Source organism: Mesorhizobium sp. M0894 (assembly GCF_040319725.1).
Taxonomy (GTDB): Bacteria; Pseudomonadota; Alphaproteobacteria; order Rhizobiales; family Rhizobiaceae; genus Mesorhizobium.
Genome location: NZ_JAMYOG010000003.1, coordinates 363,452 through 380,848, shown reverse-complemented (window position 1 = coordinate 380,848; position 17,397 = coordinate 363,452). Strand labels below are relative to the sequence as shown.

Genomic DNA, 17,397 nt, shown 5'->3' with positions numbered 1-17,397 from the left:
GGGGCAGGCTAATCCGGCGGATGATGAAAGCAGTGGGATGGCGGAACTGAAGTCGATCGAACCGTTGAGCAGACCGCCGCTTCTTCACGTCACCGTGCAGGAAAGCCTCAGGGCCTATATCGAAAGCAACCAGCTCAAGGCAGGCGATCCCTTGCCGCCGGAAACGTTCCTGGCGCAGCGGCTCGGCGTCGGCCGCAACTCCGTGCGGGAAGCCATCAAGGCGCTGGAATCGATCGGCATCCTGGAGACGCGGCGCGGCATCGGCGTCTTCGTCAAGGAGTTCTCGTTCAAGCCGCTGCTGGATAACCTGGCATACGGCTTGCAGGATTCGCTGCGCGATGTCGAAGAGCTGCGCGAAATCCGCCGCGTGCTGGAAACCGGCCTCATCGCCAAGACGATCGAGATGATCAGTGCCGAGGATATCGAGGCGCTGCGCCAGTTGACCGAGCGCATGCGGCAACGTGCCGAGCGCCATGAGAGCTTCGCCGAAGAGGACCAGCAATTCCACCAGCTGCTGTTCCGCTGCCAGAACAATCACATGCTGAGCGCACTGATCGACATCTTCTGGACGGCGTTCGACAAGGCCTCGAATTTCACCAATCTCGATAATCCGACGCCGCTGGCGACATGGCGCGACCATCACGAGATCGTCGAGGCTGTCGCCGCCAAGGATGTCGACCAGGCGCGTCGGCGGCTCGACGACCATTACCGGGGGATCCAGCAGGTTATCGCCAAAAACCGAGCAAGCTGAAGAACAACCTGAATATGCCAAGGGAGGAAACCATGCGCATCAGGACCATCGCATTCTCAGTCGCCGGGCTGCTGCTCGCCAGCATTACCCCATTGACCAATGTCCAGGCACAAAGCGCCAAGACCATTGCGGGCGGCTTCGACGTCGGCCCGGGCGGTTTTCCCAAGAACTTCAACCCGCTGGTCGCGACCGGCGGCTACACCTGGCTCAGCACCTATTTCGAACCGCTGGTCATCTTCAATGCCGGGCTGACCGAGATCGAAGGCGACCTCGCCAAGGACTACAAGATCAGCGACGACCAGCTGAGCTATACGTTCAACCTGGTCAACGAGACCTGGCATGACGGCAAACCGTTCACCTCGAAGGACGTCAAGTTCACCCTCGAGCTTGCCAAGAACAAGGCCTCCGGCAGCCTGTTTGCCGCCCGCCTCGCCAACATCGCCTCGGTCGATGCACCGGATGACCACACCGCAGTGGTGAAGCTATCGAAACCGAACGGCTCGTTTCTATCCATCCTCTCGCAGCTAATGATCCTGCCGGAGCATGCCCTGGCCGCTCTGCCGCCGGAATCACTGGCGACAAGCACCTGGTGGTCGACCGCTCCGGTGGGCACCGGCCCGTTCAAGTTCAAGCGCTACGTGACCGACCAATATGTCGAACTGGCAGCCGATGAAGACTATCGCAGCGGCAAGCCGAAGGTAGACGTGCTCATCAACCGCTATTTCGAGTCGCCGGCGGCGGCCGTCGCCGCGCTCCGCGCCGGCGAGATCCAGTTCACCTATGTCGAGCCCGACGATGCGGCATCCTTCAAGAGCGACAGCAATTTCAAGGTGATCGAAGGTGCCTCGTACGTGGTCAACTATATCGGCCTGAACCAGGAGGTCGACCTGTTTAGGGATATCCGTGTCCGCCAGGCGATTATGTATGCGATCGATCGCAACGCCATCATCGACAGCCTCTACGGCGGTGCCGCCAAGCCAGCCAATTGCGGCTATGTCGCGCCGCATCTCGTTCCGGCAGACCTCGAACCCTATGCCTACGATCCGGCAAAGGCCAAGGCGCTGCTGACCGAGGCGGGCTGGGACAAGATCAATGGCGACAAGCCGATCACCTTGCTGACCTATTACGGCTCGCCGCAAGCCGCCAATGTGATGGCCGCTGTCCAGTCGATGCTGGCCGAGGTCGGCATCAATGTGGTGCCTCGCGTCGTCGATACGCCGACCTACAATGGCATCGTCTACAAGCAAGGCACGCCGGACTGGAATGCATTTCCGATGGTTTATGCCGGCCTGCAGAACGGCCCCAACCCGGCCGGCCTCAATCCCGGCCTCAACAAGTCGCAGATTCCGCCGGCAGGCTTCAACACCATGCGCATCGAGTTCGACGACCTGAGCACCGCGTTGGACGCCGCGCTCGGCCAAACCGATCCGGCCAAGCTCGATCAATCCTGGCAGGAGGTCTGCAAGGTCATGAACAAGGAGCTGCCCTGGGCGACGTTGTGGGTGGCCAACCGCTATGGCGTGGCCTCCAACAGGCTGCGTGACTTCGGCTGGACGCCGGCGCCGGGCGGCGGCCCCTACGCAGCTCACCCCGAGCGCTGGGACATCCAGTAAGAACCCCGAAACGAAGCGAGCAGGCGGGACCACTTTGGCGCCGCCTGCCACGGCCACGGAAAGCCCATGCTGAGCTTCATCGCCCGCCGCAGCGCCACAGGATTGCTGATGCTGGTCGCGCTCAGCGTCCTCATCTTCATCCTGCTGCGGCTGGCGCCGGGCGATCCGATCGACGCCTATATCAACCCGTCGGTCCCCATGTCGGCTTCCGACCTCGAGGGCCTGCGCGAACGGCTCGGGCTCGATCGGCCGCTTCCCGTGCAATATCTCGCCTGGCTGCGCGCGGCGCTGAGCGGTGACTTCGGCTATTCGATCCAGCGCAGCGGCGTTGCCGTGCTGCCACTGGTCATGGAACGCATCGGCCCGACGGCGCTGCTGATGGGCACGGGCCTGGCGATCGCCATCGTGCTCGGCATTTCCGCCGGCATTTTCAGCGCGGTGCGCCGTAACGAACCGTCCGACATCGCGCTGTCGGTGCTGTCGTTTATTGGTATCTCCAGCCCGGCTTTCCTGACGGCGCTGCTCGGTCTCTATTTCTTCTCAGTGCTGCTGCGCTGGGCGCCGTCCGGCGGCATGCAGACGGCCGGCGCGCCGTTCTCGATGACGGATGTGCTAGCGCACCTCATCCTGCCCGCCTGCCTGCTATCGATCGGCCATGCCGCGCTGATCATGCGCTACATGCGCGCTTCGCTGCTGGAAGTGCTCAACCAGGACTACGTGCGGACGGCGCGCGCCAAGGGCGTGCGCGAGTTCTGGGTGATCATCAAGCACGCCACCCGCAATGCGCTCTTGCCGGTCATTACCCTGATCGGCTCGACCGTCGGCATCGCCGTCGGCGGCGCCATCTTCCTGGAAAGCGTGTTCAACTGGCCGGGCATGGGACTGCTTCTGGTCAACGCCGTCGGCACCCGCGATTACCCGGTGATCATGGGCGCTACCCTGGTGATCGGCGTTTGCGTCATCCTGGTCAACCTCCTGACCGACGTCGTCTATGCCGTCGTAGACCCGCGCATTCAGGTGGCGTGATGGCAATCACCGCGCCGGACCCGACAGCCGACCGGACAGCCGCGCCACAGACCAAAGGCCCGCTTCGCCGCGCGCTCGACCGCTTTTTTGAAAACCGAGCGGCACGCGCCGGGCTTTTGATCGTCATCCCGATCCTGCTGGCGGTTTCGACCTATCCTCTGTGGTGGCCGTTCGGCCCGAACGCCATCGACCTCAGGGCGATGAACAAGGCGCCGTCCGCCATTCATTGGCTGGGCAGCGATGGCGTTGGGCGTGATGTCATGGCACGGTTGCTGCAAGGCGGGCGGATCTCACTGCTGGTTGCCATCTGTTCGGTTGCCATCTCGACCGTCATAGGCTTCCTGATCGGCGCCGTCGCCAGCTTTGGCGGGCGTCTCGTCGACGGAACGGTGATGCGCCTGGTCGATCTGGCGATGACGCTGCCGCCGGTGATCTTCCTGCTGGTGCTGGCTTCGATTGCCGGCACCGGCATCGCCCCGACCATCCTGGTGATCTCGCTGCTCTCCTGGCCAGTGCTGTCGCGCAGGGTGCGCGCCCGGCTGCTCGAACTGCGCGAGCGCGATTTCGTCGTTGCGGCCCGGGGCATGGGCGCGGGGCTGCCGCATCTGCTGTTCCGGCATGGCCTGCCCAACTGCATCGATATCCTGGTCGTCTACGCCACCTTGCAGATCGCCAACGCTATCCTGCTCGAGGCCGGCCTGTCCTTTCTCGGCCTTGGCATCGCACCGCCAGAAGCCAGCTGGGGCAACATGCTCAATCTCGCCCGCTCCACCGTCGTGCTGGAAAATTACCCGTGGCAATGGATGTTCCCGGGCGCCGCACTGGTGCTCACCGTCCTCGCCATCAATTTCATCGGCGACGGCTTGCGCGATGCATTCGATCCTCGCTCCGATCTCAACTGACCTCAAAGGTTCATCAAAATGCCCCTGTTTACCGGCGTCGTGCCACCTGTCGTCACCCCGCTCAATGCCGATTTCAGCATCGACTTCCCGTCGTTCACCCGCACCATCGAGAACCTGCTCGACGGCGGTGTCCACGGGCTGTTCGTGCTCGGCTCGACCAGCGAGGTGGTCTTCCACGACGAGGCAGGCCGCAGGGCCATCCTCGAGCATGCAGTCAAGGTCAATAACGGCCGGGTTCCGATCTTCGCCGGCGTCATCGATCCGACGACCGATCGTGTCATCAACCACGCCCGCATCGCCAGATCGGCCGGCGCCGACGCTATTGTTGTCACCGCGCCGTTTTATACCCGCACCAGCCAGCCGGAGATCGGCGACCACTTCCGCTACATCAAGGATGCGATCGACCTTCCGGTCATCGCCTACGACATCCCGGTCTGCGTTCACATCAAGCTGGAGCGCAAGACCACCGTCGGCCTTGCCCGGGAAGGTGCCATCGCGGGCATCAAGGATTCCAGCGGCGATGACGGCAATCTGCGTTACGTGCTCAAGGACATGGCCGATGACCCAGGGTTCTTCGGCATGACCGGCTCCGAAATCCTGGTCGACAGCGCGCTGGCCATGGGTGCGCATGGCGTCGTGCCGGGCCTCGCCAATGTCGACCCGCATGGTTACGTCAGGCTGTGGAAGCTGACGCAGGCCGGCCAGCATGCCGAAGCACGGCTAGAGCAGGAGCGATTGTTGAAACTGTTCGAGATCGTCTGGATCTCGCTCGGCAGGACAAGCGCCGGCTCGGCCGGCGTCGGCGCCTTCAAGGCAGCGATGAAGAGCCTCGGCATCATCGCCTCGAACACCATGGCGCGGCCGCAACGCAGTCTGAACGGGGAGGAAACCGCAAAGATCGACATGATCCTTCGCGACGTGGGGCTGCTCCGCTGAGTGTCGAGCCGATACTCTCGATTTCCGGCCTGCGCGCGGTGTTCCGCATTGCGGGGCGCGACATCGCGGCGGTAACGGATGTCGACCTGACGATCGGCTCCGGCGAGACGGTGGCGCTCGTCGGCGAATCCGGATCCGGCAAATCCGTCACCAGCCTGTCGATCATCGGCCTGTTGCCGAAAAGGGTCGGGCATATCGCTGAGGGGTCGATCGCGCTGCGGCGCAAGAACGGCACGGTCACCGAGTTGACCGGCCTCGATGCCGAGTCGCTGCGCAAGATACGTGGCAACGAGATCGGCATGGTGTTCCAGGAGCCGATGACCAGCCTCAACCCGGTCTACACGATCGGCGAGCAGATCGCCGAGCCGATCCGCATCCATCTCGGCAAATCGCACCGCGAGGCAGAGGCAGACGCGGTGCGGCTGCTGGAGCAGGTCGGCATTCCCGATCCGAAGCGGCGGGCGCGACAATATCCGCACGAACTTTCGGGCGGGATGCGCCAGCGCGCCACTATCGCCATGGCCCTGTCCTGCGATCCAGGCTTGCTGATTGCCGATGAGCCGACGACCGCGCTGGACGTCACAATCCAGGCCCAGATTCTCGATCTTTTGGCCGAGCTGCAGGCGCAGCGCGGCATGGGCATCCTGTTCGTCACCCACAATCTCGGCGTCGTCGCCGAAATCGCCGACCGGGTAGCGGTGATGTATGCCGGGCGTATCGTCGAAACAGGTCCGGTGAGCGAAGTGTTCACCCGCCCGCGTCATCCCTATACGGTGGGGTTGATGCGCTCGGTGCCGAGGCTCGGCGAGGCCACGGCGCTGAAGGTGGCGGGAACGCCGCTGCCGACCATTGCCGGAAATGTTCCGTCGCTCGCCTTGCTACCCAAAGGCTGTTCCTTCGCGCCGCGCTGCCCGATGGCTATCACTGCCTGCCGCGCCGCGGTCCCGCCACTATTTGCGGCGACGCCGACCCAGCAAAGCCGCTGCCTGCGCTGGGAGGAGCTCTGATGGAGGGCGCCCCGTTCCTATCGGTCAAAAACCTGACCAAGCATTTTGCGCCGACCGCGTTTTCGCGCGGCCCCATCGTCAGGGCACTGGAGGATATTTCGTTCGAGGTCAGGCGTGGTCAGGTGGTCGGGTTGGTCGGCGAATCCGGCTCCGGCAAGACCACGATCGGCCGCTCGGTGCTGCGTCTGATCGAGCCGACATCCGGCCAGATCAGCTATGGCGGCACCGACATCACCAGGCTGGGTGCCGCCCAGTTGCGCCGCCAGCGCCGCAAGATGCAGTATATTTTCCAGGATCCCTTCGCCAGCCTGTCGCCGCGCATGACCATCGGGCAGATCCTCACCGAAGGCTTGGACATTCAAGGCATTGGCAGGAAATCCGAGCGGCGGGCGAAGGCCGAGAAGGCACTTGCCGCGGTCGAGTTGCCGGTCGACGCCTATGATCGCTACGCCCATGAATTCTCGGGCGGCCAGCGCCAGCGCATCGGCATCGCCCGGGCGCTGACGCTCGAGCCGGAATTCATTGTCGCCGACGAGGCGGTCTCGGCGCTCGACGTCTCGATCCAGGCCCAAATCATCAATTTGTTGCGCGATCTGCAGCTCCGGCTTGGGCTGACCATGCTGTTCATTTCGCACGATCTGGCCGTGGTCGAGTACATCTGCGACACGGTCATCGTGCTCTATCTCGGGCGCATCATGGAGGTTGCGCCGGCGGCCGCGCTCTATGCCCGGCCGCAGCATCCCTATACGCGCGCGCTGCTGTCGGCCATTCCGTCGCTCGATCCGTTGGCCAGGCAAGACCGGCAGGTGCTCAAAGGCGATATTCCCAGCCCGGCAAACCCGCCGTCGGGCTGTGTTTTCCGGACCCGTTGCCCGTTTGCGCTGGAGGCTTGCGCCGGGGCTATGCCGCCGCTGAGGGCGACAGCCGAGGGTCATCTGAAGGCCTGCATCCGCGACGACATCGCTTAGGTTTTTTGCCCTCGGCCTACGGGAGAACTTGGGCGAGATGGACAAGGTCGTCGGCCACAAAGTCCCAGCTCTCACGAGGCGAGAGATCGGTCGTCTGCGCCGGACCATGCTCTTTTGGACGAGCAACAAAAGCGGTTCCGATACCGCACCTTCGTGCCGCAGCCAGGTCGTCGTTATGCGCGGCGACTAACACGGCCTCCGAAGGTCGCACCCCCAGGATCTCCACTGCGCGGAGATAAGCCTGTGGCGCAGGCTTGTAGGTGCCGAACACATCCGAGCCAAGGACGGTGTCCCAAGGCAGGCCGGCGCGCTTGGCCATGTCCAGCAACAGCCGGGTATTGCCCCCCGACAAGGGCGCGATGATGAAGCGTTCCTTCAGCCTCGCAAGGCCTTTCAGCGAATCGGGCCACGGCTCCAGCCGGTGCCAGGCGAGATTGAGTTCTTCAAGTTCGGTGGCCGGCAGCGCGGATGGGGTTAGCCCGAACTGGACGAAGGCGGCGTCCAGATTCTCCTTGTTGATCACGTCGAGTGAAACGAAAGGCCGGTGCCCCGTCCGCACCGCCTCGGTCGAGGCGTCATAGCGCAACGCCCATGCATCCGCGAATTCACCGGGATCGACCTGCTGTGCACCGTTTCGCGCGAGGAAGGCGCCAGCCTCCCTTGCAATACCGTTGCGCCAGTCAACGACGGTTCCCAGAACGTCGAAGAATAGAACTCGAGTAGCGGTCATATTGAGCTTTCCGGTCGGGTTGCGGTGGGTGTCCTGCCGCATCGGTCGCGATAGGACGGATCGGCCTCGTCGAGCTGCTGATCAGATAGTCGAAATGTTTAAAAGCCTGATCGCGAAGGGCGGTTCCCCCGACCTCATTGAAACGTCGTCGACGCCAACCCATATGCAATCCGCGTCGGATGTTTCCTCCCATTCGTCCGGCGCGTTCCCCTCTGAAGGTTTTCGACCTTCACATCTGGCCGGGCTTCGCAGCCCGGCCTTTTTTCTGCGGGGTAGGTGAGCGAGCCGAGATCATGGCGCAGGCGAGCCCAGCGTATCGATGCGTTTGGTCAGCGCCGCGGGATCGCCAAGCACGCGCAGCGTCTTCAGCCGCGCGGTGCCGCCGGCGACGATCGAGACGGCTGATGCGGGTACGTCAAGAGCCTTGGCCACCAGCCTTTCCAGCGCTCGATTGGCGACGCCGTTTTCCGGCACGGCGCGGACACGGGCTTTTAAATAGCTTCGCCCATCCGCCGATGTCTCGATGCCTTCCAGCCTGTCCATCGCTGATTTCGGCGTCAGCCGGACGAACAGGTCGGTGCCGTCGGCGCGCGTGCGGAACGGCGCGCTCATGGCCTGAACTCAGACGACCAGCGAAAGCACGGTGGTGAGCAGGAACTGCCGGATGAAGAACAGGATCAGCAGCAGGATGATCGGCGAGATGTCGATGCCCCCGAGATCTGGCATGAAGCGGCGGATCGGCCGCAGCGCCGGCTCGGTCAGCCGATAGAGCATGTTGCTGATGGTGTCGACGAACTGGTTGCGCGAGTTGACGACGTTGAAGGCGTAGAGCCAGGAAAATATCGCCGAGGCGATGATGATCCACCAGTAAAGGTCAAGCGCCATGACAATGGTCTGAATTAGGGCGATCATGCCGGTCTCCGATTGTTGCCGACATGTAGCCACTGTAGGTGAAAGCGGCAAGAGCCGCCTTCCGCCGCATGGCAAAGCCGGACGAGCGGCCGAACGGCATTTCGGCAGCAAGCGCAGTCTTGACAGGAAACCGCAGCGGCCGATAAAAGCCCCATCCGCTGGACGGGGCTGTAGCTCAGCTGGGAGAGCGCGTCGTTCGCAATGACGAGGTCAGGAGTTCGATCCTCCTCAGCTCCACCAGCGGATTTTTCGAATCCCCTTGCCTGGTTGCATGCCGAAGACAGCGGCCTTGGGCGCTGTTCCGCTTGCGCAAGCTTACTCGGGCAGGGGCGATTTCGCGACGCCGAGAGAAGGCCGCTCGCGACTTGCGGCCATCGACCGGCGTTTACGAACGCGTTAGGCATCGGGCGGCAAAGATCAGCCTCTCAGGTCGCTCGTCCGGCAGGCCAGAGGGCGTTGCCTCCTTCTCCAACCTTCCGAACGACCCCCTAACCTTGCTGCGCTGAGCGTCGCTTCGGCACCATGACCACCTCGAAAAACGCCCCGTAAGCCATCCGTAAGCCACGTTATCGGAACCTCACCCCGTCGATAAAAGTCGATTGCCGCAGGCCCTTCGCCTGTGTCCATCGATCAGGCGGCGGGGGTTTGAAATGGCGGCTACTTCAGCACTTCGAGACAAAATCCGCGACGCCGGACCGAGCGCGCAGAGCGGTTCCAAAGGTTCTCAGCGCGGCCGGCACACAGCACCACCGGCAGCCTGCAAGCGCAGTTCCAGCGCGTCTTCAGGGCGTGCCGGCCGAAGCCCGCCAGGCTCTCGCAAACAGCTTGAATCGGCACATGCCTGCAATCGGCTCTAGGGGGAGGAGCCGATGTCGAAGCTTCACGCCAACCTGCTTCTCCTGCTTGCCGCCGCTTTGTGGGGTTTCGGCAATGTCTCGCAGAAGACTGTGCTCGGATATCTCGACCCGCTGAGCGCGGCCGGCATGCGCTGCCTGATCGCCGGACTTCTGGTGCTGCCGCTGATGATTGGAGAAAGCCGGGTAGCGAAGACCGAAGGTTTTCGCGCCAGCTTGGCAAGGGTCGGCGCGCTATTCGCCATTTCGATCGTTCTGCAGCAGATCGCCTATCTCGGCACCTCCGTCACCAATGCCAGCTTCCTGATCAGCACCGCGACCGTGATGACGCCGGTTGCAGCGTGGGTTCTGGTCGGCGAGCGGCTGACCGCGACGGTCGGGTTTGCCGCCGGCATGACCCTGATCGGCGCGCTGCTATTGTCTGGCGGCATCGCCGGCTTCAATGGCAGCGACACGACGGTGGTGCTGTCGGCCGCATGCTATGCATTGTGGACGGTCGAACTCGGCCGCCACATGCAAACCCATGGGCGCCCGTTTGCCACCATGGCGGCGCAGTTCCTCGGCACTGCGGCGGTCACCCTGCCGCTAGCCCTCTCGCATGGCAATTTGTCGGTCGCGACGGCACTCGATGCCTGGCCGCAACTGCTTGTGCTCGGCGTGTTCTCGACTGCCGCCGGCTTCGGCATCCAGACCGTTGCCCAGCGCTTTACCTCTGCCAGCCACGCAGCGGTGATCGTCAGCGCCGAAAGCCTGTTCGGCGCGACTGGCGCCGCCCTTTTTCTCGGTGAGCGGATTTCGCCCATGGGGGCCCTCGGCGCGACGATGATGCTCGGCACCATCCTCTATCTCGTCACCTCGCCCGGGCCGGCGAATCCGGCCGATCCCGTCATATCATCGCTGGAGGAAGCTCCATGAGCTTTGCCGACGCGAGCGGATTCCAGGCTGGGCTTGCGCTCGGCATGGCCTCGATGGCCTCGATAGGGCCGAACAACCTGATGATGATCAGGGAAGGCTTGCTGCGCGGGCGGGTGATGTTCGTGGCGAGCCTGGTGTGGGCGACCTATGTCGCCCTGATCGCCATCTCCTATATGCTCGGCAGCTCGATCGCCGGCCTCGATCCCTCACTCGGAACGGCGCTCTCCTGGCTTGGCCTGGCGGCGGTCTCCTGGTTTGCGGTGAAATCCTTTCGTGCAGCATTGGCCGTCGGCGAGGCCGAGGACCGCTCCGGCAAGGCCGAGACCAGCCGCTCCTGCGTAGCCCGCGTCATGGGCGTGGTCGGGATGAACCCGCTGACCTACGTCGAGCGGCTGTTCGTGCCGGCGGCGTTCGGCCAGTCTTTCGCTGCGAGTGGTACGCAGCTCGAATTCATGGTGACGCTGATCCTGATGTCGGCGCTCGGCTGTTACGGCTATGCGCTCGGCGGCGGCCTCGTGGCGCCGCTGCTGCGCAGCCGTGCCAGCCTGCGCATCTTCGATCTCATCTCCGGGCTCATCCTGTCCACCGTCGCATTGGTCATGGCCGTGGGGCTCGTCTCGCCATGACCGCCCGTAGCAAACGCCCGCTCATCGTGCCGTCAAATGCCACCGCAGCTGAAAAGGAGGATCCAATGCAATTCGACAACGACCGTGCGCCGTTCGGCCGGCATTTCGCGCTTTCAATCTGGAACGACGCGCCGGCCAGCTGGCGTGATGCCTCCGGGCTGGTCGATCGCCTCTCCTTCGAGCCGTCGATTATCGACTTAAAACCGAAATCTGCCGGCCCCAGTCGGACCGCCCGGGCGGTGTCGCGATTTGCGGCTGCCATCCGGGCGCGCATTTCCGGTCCGGGCGGCTACTACAATCTTGGCAACGCGCTGGGGCTGGCAATGGGCGTGGCGATGCAGCTCGCCACCGGCCCTGAATGGGGTGCCGGCACCCTGTTCGACTATTTTGCCGGCAGCGGCAGCGCCGTGGCGTTGACGCTGGCGACGTCGATCTTTTTCTGCAGCGGCGAAGTCTATCACCGCGCCTGGGCTGGCCGCGATGTCCCCGATCCGGCGCTTAACCGGCGCGCCGATCTCCTGTCGGGGCTCGGCGCGATCGGGCTCGGCGTAGCGCTGTTCCTGCTCGGCCAACCGGTGCTGGCTGCGACTGCCGGACTGCTGCATGCGTTGGGAAAATTCGGCAGCGCCGTGTCCGGCATGATTGTGCCCGGTTGGCCGGCCAGGTGGCCCGATCCGTTCCGCAGCGCAGTGTTGGCCAGCCGCCTGCCTGCGGCATTGGCGGCAGCCCTTTCGGCCGGCTCCGCCGTGCCTGAAGTGTGGTCGGGGGCCTCACCCGCCCTTGTCACCGCGCCGCTGACATTGCTCGCCTGCTACGCGCTGTGGGCGAGGGCCGACCTTCTGCTGTTTGCCGACGCCGGCGAAAGCCCACCAACCCGTTCCGCCGCGGCGGGGCAGGGCGACTAGAGCCGCGCCCGCAGGACCATCGTTCAACTGAAGCCAAATGGAGACAGAGCCATGTTCGGAATTTTCAATGACGACGATGCGCCTTCCCTGGAGGGGCTGCTCTATCCGACGCAGACCCGTATCGGCACCGTCTGCGTGTTCGGCGGCGCCCGCGCCGGCAACGACCGGCGCCTCGCGCAAGCGGCCGCGGCGCTGGGCCGCGAAATCGGCAGTGCCGGCATCCGCCTCGTCTATGGCGGCGGCGGTGAAGGGTTGATGGGCGCCGTGGCTTCCGCGGCGGCAGACGCCGGCGGCGAGGTGATCGCGATTGCGCCGCACTTCCTTCTGGAGCGGATGCGGATGCCGCGCGGCGTCGCCCAAATCATAGCGGTTCCGGACATGCACATGCGCAAGCGGCTGATGTTCGACTATGCGGATGCATTTGTAGCGCTGCCGGGCGGAATCGGCACCATCGAGGAACTGGCCGAAGTGATGACCTGGCGCAAGCTCGACCGGCACGACAAGCCGATCCTGGTCGCCGACTTCTTCGGTTTCTGGTCGCCCTGGCTCGACCTGCTCGATCATCTCGAGGAGGCGGGGTTTCTCAGCGGCCACGTGTCGACGGCATGTCTTGTTGCCGACGTGCCGGCGGCAATCCTGCCGATGCTGCAGCGCGGCGTCTGCTTCACGCAAACGCAGCAAGGCGCGAGTACCGTCGGGCGCACCGCTCAATCTCTGGCACCCGTGGCGACACCATGACCGGAGCTGTCGATATGAAGGACCGCTTCGAAGCCATAGCGAACCCAAGCTGCCGGTTCGATATCTGGGACAATGAGAGCGGCGAGCCCGTGGTCCATCGCGGCCGATTGCTCTCCTTTGCCACGACCAAGACGGCGGAGCGGATCGCCGGCTTCCTCAACGAGACAGCCGCGGCCGGTGAGGCCGAGCCGGCCCGAGAAGGGCCGGGCAAGGCTTAGACCAGTCCGCGCTTGGCCATCATTGCTTCCGGTGAAGGCATCTTGCCGCGGAAGGCGGTGTAGAGTTCTTCGGGGTCCTTCGAGCCGCCGGCGGCGTAGATGTTCTTGCGCAGCCGCTCGGCCAGCGCCGGGTTGAACGGATCGCCTGCTTCCTCGAAGGCGGCGAAGGCGTCGGCGTCGAGCACTTCCGACCACATGTAGGAATAATAGCCGGCCGAATAGCCATCGCCGGCAAAGATATGGCCGAAATGCGGAGTGCGGTGACGCATCGCGATGGTGTCCGGCATATTGAGCCTTTCGAGCGTTTCGGCTTCGAAACGAAGCGGCTCTTGCGGCGCCTCCGGGCGCGCATGGTAGGCCATGTCGACCAAGGCCGAGGCGGTGAACTCGACCGTGGCGAAGCCGGCGCCGAAGGTGCGCGCCGCCAGCATCTTGTCGACCAGCGCCTTTGGCATCGGCTTGCCGGTCTTGACATGCAGCGCATGTTTTTCCAGCACCGCCGGTACCGTCAGCCAGTGTTCGTAGAGCTGCGAGGGCAGCTCGACGAAATCGCGGCTGACCGAGGTGCCAGCGACCGATGGCCAGGTGACGTCGGTCAGCATACCGTGCAGGGCATGACCGAATTCGTGGAACAGCGTCTTGGCTTCATCGACCGACAGCAAGGCGGCCTCGCCGGCCGGCGGCTTGGCGAAATTCATGATATTGTAGATGACCGGCTTCGAGCCAGGACCAAGCTTATAGCCGGATTTGAGTGCACTCATCCAAGCGCCGGAGCGTTTCGAGGGTCGCGCGAAATAATCGGCGAGGAAAAGGCCGCGCTCGCTGCCGTCGGCATTCTTCACGACGAAAACACGTGCGTCCGGATGCCAGGTGGCAATGCCCTTCTTTTCCTCGAAAGAAATGCCGAACAATCGTGTCGCCACGTCGAAACAGGCGTCGATGATCCGGTCGAGCTGCAGATACGGCTTCAGTTCGGCCTCGTCGAAAGCGAATTTCTCGGCGCGCAGCTTCTCCTGATAGAAGCGCCAGTCCCAGGCGGCGAATTTTTCATTGCTGCCGGCCTCGGCCGCCAGCCGCTGCAATTCGGCCTGGTCGGCGGCGGCCTTCTCCAATGCCTTTTTCCAAACCGGGTCGAGCAGCGTATGCACCGCCTCCGGCGTCTTGGCCATTGTGTCGTCGAGCTTCAACGCGGCATATGATTCGTAGCCGAGCAGCTTCGCCTTTTCGGCGCGCAGGCGCAGCATGTCGCGCACTACGTCCGTGTTGTCGGTGGCGCCGCCATTCTGGCCACGCATGATGAAGGCGCGGAACGCCGTCTCGCGCAGGTCTCGGCGTTCTGAGAAGGTCGAGAACGGCTCGTAGATCGAACGCGACAAGGTGACGGCGTAGCGGCCCTTCTGGCCGCGCATCTCGGCGGCTTCCGCCATCGAGCTTTTCAGGAATTCCGGCAGGCCGGCAAGGTCAGCCTCGTCGAGGAACAGCGCCCAGTCGCGCTCGTCGGCAAGCAGGTTCTGGCCGAAATTGGTGCCGAGCGACGACAATTCCTCGTTGATCGACGCCAGCCGCTTCTTGCCTTCGGCGTCGAGCTTGGCACCGGAGCGGACGAAGTTTTTCCAGGTCTTTTCCAGTACGCGCAGCGTTTCGGCATCGAGCTTCAGAGTCTCGCGGCGTTGATAGAGATCGTCGATGCGGGCAAAGAGGCGCTCGTTCATCGAGATCGCCGAGAAATGCCGCGACATCTTCGGCGAAATGTCGCGCTCCAGCGCCTGGATTGCCTCGTTGGTGTGGGCGCCAGCGCGGCACCAGAAGATCGACGAGACATGGTCGAGAGCCTCGCCGGCGAGTTCGAGCGCGGCAAGTGTATTGTCGATGGTCGGCGTCCCGGTGTTGCCGGCAATCGCCTCGATCTCGGCCTCATGCGTCTTCAGGGCGGCGTCGAACACCGGAGAAAAATCACCGTCGCCAATGCGCGTGAAATCGGGCAGGCCGAGCGGCCCTTGCCATTCAGTCAGCGGATGGGCGGCGAGGTCGACGGCGGACGGCATGGGCAAACTTTCGCTGGATGGCGGGAGGAGGCGGATCGTCACCGATGTAGGACGCCGGCCGGCTCCACGCAACAGCACGCCCCGTTCATGATTTCCTCAGTAGCCGTCGCAGTTTTCCGCGATCGCGGCTTGCGAACTGGCGGTGATCTGGTCGTTGGCGACCGCAAAGGTCTCCTGCATCAGCATGTCGTTGCTGGGAAAATCATAGCAGGCGATCACAGTGGTGACGCCGCCCTCGGTCTTCTCGATCCGGTGGCGGATTTCGGCGCCGGCGACGGCGCCTTGCCACTCGGCGATCGAAGCGATGAATTCCTGCTTGCTTTGCACGACGCCGAGGTCGTCGAGCTTGATGCGGACGTCGTCGGCGAGCAGGTCCGACAATTCGGTGCGGTCGGCGACGAGCAGTGCCGAATACCAGCGGTCGATGATCGCGCTGTCGTCGGCGCGGGCGAAATCTGCCGAGCACAGCAGTGCTGCCGCCGCGAACGCGACCGGAATTCGCACCATGCCCTTGTCTCCTACTCCGTCTCCGGCCGCTCGAAATCGCCGGTCTCCTTGTTCATCACCCAAAGCTCACCGGTCGAAATATCGAACCAGGCGCCGTGCAGCGATAGCCGCCCCTTGCCTTCGAGGATCGAGACGCAAGGGAAGGTACGCAGATTGGCGATGGAATATCGGATCGATATGCGCTCCAGCGCGGTCTGGCGCTCGGTCGCGGTCATGAAGGTGCTGGACGATACGGTCTCGGCCGCCGGCGCGATCAGGCTCATCCATTTGCCGATGAAATCACCCGGCGACAACGGTGCGGCCGTGGTGTCGAGTGCCGCGCGGATGCCGCCGCAGCGGCCGTGGCCCATCACCACGATGTTCTTGACCTTGAGGCTCTGCACGGCAAATTCGAGCGCCGCCGATGTCGAGTGGAACTGATCGTCGGGCGCATAGGGCGGCACCAGATTGCCGACATTGCGCAGCACGAACAGTTCGCCGGGCCCGGCATCGAAGATCGCTTCGGGCGCGGCGCGGGAATCGCAACAGGCGACGATCATCGTTTCCGGTGCCTGGCCCTCCCGCGCCAGCGAGCGATAACGGCCGCTTTCGGTGAGATAGCGGCCACCCATGAAACTGCGGTAGCCGGCGAGAAGATGCTCGGGAAGGTGGGGCATGGGCAGCGGTAGGAGCCTTTCCGGGTTAAAGGCACGGTTCAATCCCGAAAGGCTCTAGCGCATCGGCCCGAAAATCGGAACCGATTTTCGGAGGCGCGGAGACGCAGGTTCAAAGCATTGCAGCGTACTTTGTAGGCAGGCTCTCTCCAGAGTGCCTATTGCGCCGTCCACCCGCCATCCATCGGCAAGGTCGTGCCGGTGATCTGCTTGGCCGCATCCGAGCACAGGAACAGCGCCAGTGCCGCAAGCTCCTCGACGGTGACGAATTCTTTGGTCGGCTGGGCCGCGAGCAGCACGTCGTGCTTGACCTGTTCCTCGGTCATGCCGCGTGCCTTCATGGTGTCGGGGATCTGCTTTTCGACCAGCGGCGTCCAGACATAACCAGGTGCGATCGCATTGACGGTGATGCCGGCTTGCGCTGTCTCCAACACTGTCTTTGTCAGGCCAGATATGCCGTGCTTGGCCGCCACATAGGCGGACTTGAAGGGCGAGGCGACCAGCGCATGTGCCGACGCGGTGTTGATGATGCGGCCCCATTTGCGCGCCTTCATGCCGGGCAGCGCCGCCTTGATGGCATAGAAGGCCGCAAGCAAATTGATGCGGATGATGGCTTCCCATTTTTCGTCGGGAAATTCCTCGATCGGCGCGAGATGCTGGATGCCGGCATTGTTGACCAGGATGTCAAGGCTGCCGAAGGCTTCCTCGGCCTCGCGGACCATGGCAGTCACCGCCGCGCCGTCCATCATGTTGGCGCTGGAGTAGCGACTGGACGCCGAAATCGGCTTCGATGCCGGCGCGCTCCTGTTCGATGGCGGCCGCATCGCCGAGACCGTTGATGGTGATGTTGGCGCCTTCGGCGGCAAGGGCGCGGGCAATCGCCAGACCGATGCCGCTGGTCGAGCCGGTGACGAGGGCGTTCTTGGAAGACAGGAAACCCATGATGATCTCGCGAAAGGTAGGAGGGAACGGCGATGCTGGTGTGCGTCGCAGCATGACCATGCCATCGCCGTGTGTCGGCGCGATTACAGCGCTGTGGCAGTCCAACGGCCTTCAGCTGCTGGCGGCAGGCTGACACGGCGTTGTCATGG

General features: G+C 63.8%; 18 protein-coding genes, 1 tRNA gene and 1 pseudogene. 13 read left to right on the top strand and 7 right to left on the bottom strand.

Annotation, left to right across the window (positions count from 1 at the left end):
* Window positions 1–37 precede the first annotated feature (37 nt).
* The 7 genes from NKH91_RS08165 to NKH91_RS08135 all read left to right on the top strand — a co-directional run bounded on the left by NKH91_RS08165 (window position 38) and on the right by NKH91_RS08135 (window position 7,203).
* A complete protein-coding gene (locus NKH91_RS08165; protein WP_031194640.1) occupies window positions 38–751 on the top strand; it encodes a FadR/GntR family transcriptional regulator in 714 nt (237 codons plus the stop codon).
* Window positions 752–783: 32 nt separating this feature from the next.
* Entirely contained in the window at window positions 784–2,364 is a 1,581-nt protein-coding gene (locus NKH91_RS08160) for an ABC transporter substrate-binding protein (RefSeq protein ID WP_352883946.1), read from the top strand.
* 66 nt (window positions 2,365–2,430) lie between these two features.
* Window positions 2,431–3,390, top strand: a complete 960-nt coding sequence (locus NKH91_RS08155) for an ABC transporter permease (RefSeq protein ID WP_352480994.1) — start codon at window positions 2,431–2,433, stop codon at window positions 3,388–3,390.
* Window positions 3,390–4,292, top strand: a complete 903-nt coding sequence (locus tag NKH91_RS08150) for an ABC transporter permease (protein WP_352883949.1) — start codon at window positions 3,390–3,392, stop codon at window positions 4,290–4,292. Before NKH91_RS08155 ends, NKH91_RS08150 begins: the two co-directional genes overlap by 1 nt.
* 18 nt (window positions 4,293–4,310) lie before the next feature.
* Window positions 4,311–5,228: a dihydrodipicolinate synthase family protein gene (locus NKH91_RS08145; protein ID WP_352883952.1), complete on the top strand. Its 918-nt coding sequence runs from the start codon at window positions 4,311–4,313 to the stop codon at window positions 5,226–5,228.
* On the top strand, window positions 5,225–6,235 hold the full coding sequence (locus NKH91_RS08140; RefSeq protein ID WP_352845508.1) for an ABC transporter ATP-binding protein: 1,011 nt from the start codon (window positions 5,225–5,227) through the stop codon (window positions 6,233–6,235). Before NKH91_RS08145 ends, NKH91_RS08140 begins: the two co-directional genes overlap by 4 nt.
* Window positions 6,235–7,203 (top strand): ABC transporter ATP-binding protein, encoded by a 969-nt coding sequence (locus NKH91_RS08135; RefSeq protein WP_352845292.1) that lies wholly within the window; start codon window positions 6,235–6,237, stop codon window positions 7,201–7,203. The genes NKH91_RS08140 and NKH91_RS08135 overlap by 1 nt, the downstream gene beginning before the upstream one ends.
* Before the next feature lie 16 nt (window positions 7,204–7,219).
* On the opposite strand, the gene NKH91_RS08130 is transcribed toward NKH91_RS08135, so the two are convergent.
* The 3 genes from NKH91_RS08130 to NKH91_RS08120 form a co-directional block, all read right to left on the bottom strand.
* Window positions 7,220–7,975, bottom strand: coding sequence for a haloacid dehalogenase type II (locus NKH91_RS08130; protein WP_352788026.1), 756 nt, complete (start codon window positions 7,973–7,975; stop codon window positions 7,220–7,222).
* Between the two features lie 249 nt (window positions 7,976–8,224).
* Window positions 8,225–8,545: a DUF167 family protein gene (locus NKH91_RS08125; protein ID WP_352845291.1), complete on the bottom strand. Its 321-nt coding sequence runs from the start codon at window positions 8,543–8,545 to the stop codon at window positions 8,225–8,227.
* Between the two features lie 9 nt (window positions 8,546–8,554).
* On the bottom strand, window positions 8,555–8,845 hold the full coding sequence (locus NKH91_RS08120) for a YggT family protein (RefSeq protein WP_023678162.1): 291 nt from the start codon (window positions 8,843–8,845) through the stop codon (window positions 8,555–8,557).
* Window positions 8,846–9,009: 164 nt separating this feature from the next.
* On the opposite strand from NKH91_RS08120, the gene NKH91_RS08115 reads away from it, so the two are divergent.
* The 6 genes from NKH91_RS08115 to NKH91_RS08090 all read left to right on the top strand — a co-directional run bounded on the left by NKH91_RS08115 (window position 9,010) and on the right by NKH91_RS08090 (window position 13,101).
* A tRNA-Ala gene (locus NKH91_RS08115) sits at window positions 9,010–9,085 on the top strand.
* 629 nt (window positions 9,086–9,714) lie between these two features.
* Complete coding sequence (locus tag NKH91_RS08110; RefSeq protein ID WP_352845290.1) at window positions 9,715–10,614, top strand: DMT family transporter; 900 nt, start codon at window positions 9,715–9,717, stop codon at window positions 10,612–10,614.
* Window positions 10,611–11,240, top strand: a complete 630-nt coding sequence (locus NKH91_RS08105) for a LysE/ArgO family amino acid transporter (RefSeq protein ID WP_023721330.1) — start codon at window positions 10,611–10,613, stop codon at window positions 11,238–11,240. Before NKH91_RS08110 ends, NKH91_RS08105 begins: the two co-directional genes overlap by 4 nt.
* A 65-nt stretch (window positions 11,241–11,305) precedes the next feature.
* Entirely contained in the window at window positions 11,306–12,145 is an 840-nt protein-coding gene (locus NKH91_RS08100; protein ID WP_031194636.1) for a hypothetical protein, read from the top strand.
* 51 nt (window positions 12,146–12,196) lie between these two features.
* Window positions 12,197–12,883: an LOG family protein gene (locus NKH91_RS08095; RefSeq protein ID WP_352494101.1), complete on the top strand. Its 687-nt coding sequence runs from the start codon at window positions 12,197–12,199 to the stop codon at window positions 12,881–12,883.
* Entirely contained in the window at window positions 12,880–13,101 is a 222-nt protein-coding gene (locus NKH91_RS08090; RefSeq protein WP_023721327.1) for a hypothetical protein, read from the top strand. Before NKH91_RS08095 ends, NKH91_RS08090 begins: the two co-directional genes overlap by 4 nt.
* On the opposite strand, the gene NKH91_RS08085 is transcribed toward NKH91_RS08090, so the two are convergent.
* The 4 genes and pseudogenes from NKH91_RS08085 to NKH91_RS08070 all read right to left on the bottom strand — a co-directional run bounded on the left by NKH91_RS08085 (window position 13,098) and on the right by NKH91_RS08070 (window position 17,248).
* Entirely contained in the window at window positions 13,098–15,152 is a 2,055-nt protein-coding gene (locus NKH91_RS08085) for a M3 family metallopeptidase (protein WP_023721326.1), read from the bottom strand. The two genes, NKH91_RS08090 and NKH91_RS08085, sit on opposite strands and share 4 nt — an antisense overlap.
* Before the next feature lie 90 nt (window positions 15,153–15,242).
* Window positions 15,243–15,653, bottom strand: a complete 411-nt coding sequence (locus NKH91_RS08080) for a hypothetical protein (RefSeq protein WP_023721325.1) — start codon at window positions 15,651–15,653, stop codon at window positions 15,243–15,245.
* Window positions 15,654–15,664: 11 nt separating this feature from the next.
* Window positions 15,665–16,309, bottom strand: a complete 645-nt coding sequence (locus tag NKH91_RS08075) for a carbonic anhydrase (protein WP_352845289.1) — start codon at window positions 16,307–16,309, stop codon at window positions 15,665–15,667.
* Between the two features lie 155 nt (window positions 16,310–16,464).
* Window positions 16,465–17,248: pseudogene (locus NKH91_RS08070) on the bottom strand (3-hydroxybutyrate dehydrogenase).
* Between the last annotated feature and the right edge of the window lie 149 nt (window positions 17,249–17,397).